The organism is Effusibacillus pohliae DSM 22757 (assembly GCF_000376225.1).
GTDB classification, from domain to species: domain Bacteria; phylum Bacillota; class Bacilli; order Tumebacillales; family Effusibacillaceae; genus Effusibacillus; species Effusibacillus pohliae.
In genome coordinates, this window is the sequence record NZ_AQXL01000037.1 from 1 (window position 1) to 2,372 (window position 2,372).

The window sequence follows — 2,372 nt, forward strand, 5'->3', positions numbered from 1 at the left end:
AATTTGTTCGCACTCCTGTTTTGGGGGTGAAACAATAAATGGCCCTAGTCAAGAGACTAGAGCCTGTAAGGAAATTTTAATTCCGAGAGTCTTACTCACGAAAATGGCGGTGAGAAATTCACCGCCAAATAGCGTGAGCGGCTACAACATACTGTCACAGCGAGCATTCAGTTCATACATGAGCGTGACATACTGTCACAGTGAGCCCGATGGCATCACCCAACGAACGCCGCTGTTTCGAGGCCAATCAGTATAAGAGGCAACCCCGAAACCCGCTCGCTTGCTGGGTGCCCTGGATAGTCCCCTCCATCGAGGAGAAGTTCATCAAGCGATTCCCGTGTGCCCACGGTTTACTTTTGATCGGAATCGGTTCCCTTTTTTGTTTCCATCATGACTCGGACCACTTCCCTGTTGAACAAGCGAACCCCTTCAAGCATTTCTTTCGCCTGTTTCTCATTAAAGGTCTCAATATCGTAATCCGCATCTGATCTGGCATCCATCAACATGTTGTAAAGCTTGGCCGCTTGCTTGGAAATTAACCCTTTGTTTGCCATTTCCTTATTGACATAGGCCCTGACATGGGTGTGTTTACTTGTGGACACCCCACTCGATATCATATAGGCCGTCACAGTTTGATAGGCAGAATAATACAGGTTGCTGACGCAACTATCATATCGACCTTTGAGGAAGTCGTCCTCCGCCGATTCGTATTTCTCTTTTGCCTTTTTTAGCATAACTTCAACAGCTTTTTTAGTGTAAGACAACCTCAACGCCCTCCCTCTCCACATTGTCTTTGAGGAATGGATTGATGCTGTCGCCCGCTTGCCAATCGTCAATATTGTAGTACAAACAGCTCAACGCAACCCCATAGTCGATGTTAATGTCAGCCGCAATATCCGACAGTTTTTCCCTATCTTCCTTGCTTCTTTCTTTGTAGGTTAAAACTAAGAGATCCACATCCGAGTAAGGACCAGCTTCCCCTCTTGCTTTTGATCCAAACAGGATGATCTTGGCGACCTGAAGTTCATCCTTTATTTTTTCGTACAACCTTTGAATCGCCTCTGCTTCAAGCTCGCTGACCCGACCTTCCATTTACATCATCCCCTCCTTCGCTTAACACCGTGTACCCCACGGTTCACTTCTCCTGTAACAGATCGAAACTCACGTTTTCAAAAAAATACACAAAAACGCCCCGTAAGGAGGTCTTCATTCACTTTTTGGATCCGTGTTGCTCTTCCTTTATTTTCTCAATTTCTTGAACTGAAAGTCCGGTGATTTCGAAAATAAGTGTGATTTCCATCCCCTTGGCGAGCATATTCTTTGTCACTCTTTCAAGTGCCTGTTTCTCATAGGAAATCGTATACTCCATGATTCTTTTCCCCTCCTCCGGATTCAATGCCTTCAACCTCTGTTTCAATTCCTCTTCACATGATGATATGAAAAACTCCCGTGAAGGGCGCCGTAGATGTTTGATCAGTGTTTTTCCAGCTCTTGTTTCAAACGTTCAACCTCATCCTCGGAAAGTCCTGTGACCTTGGCGATGAATGGGATCTCGATTCCCTCTGCCAGAAGATTCTTGGCAACTTTCTCAAGTGCTTTCTTCTCATACGAAATGGTGTATTCCATGATCTTCTTCTCCTCCTCTGGTTTCAGAGATTTCAACTTTTTTCCAACTCCTCCTCATCATGCTTCGACCATGGTAGATAGGTTTCAAAGACCCTAAACAGCATTTCGGTCTTCGCTGGATCCAGTTGTGTGATCATTCGCAAAAATTCAAGCTTTACCTGGACTCGCTCCGTTTCGGAATACCCCATTTTGCTCAGTAATGCTGCCGCAACAGGGTTCGGTTGCCCCAAAAAGTCTTTCCAGTTCCTTTTCTTTAATTCCACCTGGAACCGGAAATTCAACACGTCCAAAAACGGAAGCGTAACCTGGAAGGTATCTGGCTCGTCACGAATGTGATCATAGCTAAAGATTGCAATGGGAAGGATCTTTCTGCGATATTTTTCATACAGCCTGGAAAAGTCTTACATCACCCAACAAACTTCGCCGCTGTTTCGAGGGCTCGTCACCATGCATGCTCTCACACAAAACATCTCCAATTTCTTTCGAGCTTATGTCACAAACCTCAAGGCTCGCTCGCTTGCCAGGAGTTCCTGGGGAATCCCCTCCACCGAGGGGAAATGGACCAGGCAATCCCCGTGTGCCCCATGATTCACTTTCAATATATCAAGACCAGGTCAAAGGCGCAAAGTTACACAACGCATAATCGTCATTGTTTTTGACCAACCTTCATACCATATTATGACCTTGGCAAAGGAGGGAATCTCAATGGCCTTCTGGCCCTTTCGGAAGCGAATTGCAAAACCAGC

Annotated in this window: 4 protein-coding genes; all 4 read right to left on the bottom strand. The window is 45.7% G+C overall.

What is annotated here, in order from left to right:
* Positions 1–350 precede the first annotated feature (350 nt).
* Positions 351–764, bottom strand: a complete 414-nt coding sequence (locus C230_RS0100515) for a HEPN domain-containing protein (RefSeq protein ID WP_018130141.1) — start codon at positions 762–764, stop codon at positions 351–353.
* On the bottom strand, positions 751–1,092 hold the full coding sequence (locus C230_RS0100520; protein WP_018130142.1) for a nucleotidyltransferase family protein: 342 nt from the start codon (positions 1,090–1,092) through the stop codon (positions 751–753). The genes C230_RS0100515 and C230_RS0100520 overlap by 14 nt, the downstream gene beginning before the upstream one ends.
* A 118-nt stretch (positions 1,093–1,210) precedes the next feature.
* Complete coding sequence (locus tag C230_RS22805) at positions 1,211–1,369, bottom strand: hypothetical protein (protein WP_018130143.1); 159 nt, start codon at positions 1,367–1,369, stop codon at positions 1,211–1,213.
* A gap of 104 nt (positions 1,370–1,473) precedes the next feature.
* Positions 1,474–1,626, bottom strand: a complete 153-nt coding sequence (locus tag C230_RS22810; protein WP_169332816.1) for a hypothetical protein — start codon at positions 1,624–1,626, stop codon at positions 1,474–1,476.
* Between the last annotated feature and the right edge of the window lie 746 nt (positions 1,627–2,372).